This window comes from Rahnella sp. CFA14(1/10) (assembly GCF_004195095.1).
In the GTDB taxonomy this organism is placed as follows: domain Bacteria; phylum Pseudomonadota; class Gammaproteobacteria; order Enterobacterales; family Enterobacteriaceae; genus Rahnella; species Rahnella perminowiae.
On the sequence record NZ_SEWS01000031.1, the window covers coordinates 1 to 598 of the forward strand.

General features: G+C 46.8%; 1 tRNA gene and 1 rRNA gene. Both read right to left on the bottom strand.

The annotated features are described in order from the left end of the window. Nucleotides 1-294: 294 nt before the first annotated feature. Nucleotides 295-370: transfer RNA gene (locus EVX52_RS25105), tRNA-Glu, on the bottom strand. 144 nt (nt 371-514) lie between these two features. After that, nucleotides 515-598, bottom strand: a 16S ribosomal RNA gene (locus EVX52_RS25110); the annotation flags it as partial.

The window sequence follows — 598 nt, forward strand, 5'->3', positions numbered from 1 at the left end:
ACGCCCTTCATCGCCTCTGACTGCCTAGGCATCCACCGTGTACGCTTAGTCGCTTAACCTCACAACCCGAAGGTGTTTCCACCGTCGCATTGCGATTATTTGAGAGACTCTGTTACAGACTAATCCACCACTCAGTACAGATACGGAGAGTGATGTTCAGCTGTAAACTTTCAATTTTCAGCTTGTTCCAGATTGTTAAAGAGCAATATCTTAAACATGACTCGTTAAAGTCATCTTTAAGTTATTTTCTGTTCATAAAGAACAGGGGATAATGTCTTTCACACATTATCGGATTGGCGTCCCCAAGGGGATTCGAACCCCTGTTACAGCCGTGAAAGGGCAGTGTCCTAGGCCTCTAGACGATGGGGACACGAAAAATCCGTACCAGACCACCTGAGTGGTTTGGCACTTTTTCGCATCAGCGTAAGGTTGCCCTTACCGCATCAACAGGTGCTCTTGCTCATTAATTTCATCAGACAATCTGTGTGGACACTGCACAATGCGTATCTTGAGGTAAGGAGGTGATCCAACCGCAGGTTCCCCTACGGTTACCTTGTTACGACTTCACCCCAGTCATGAATCACAAAGTGGTAAGCGC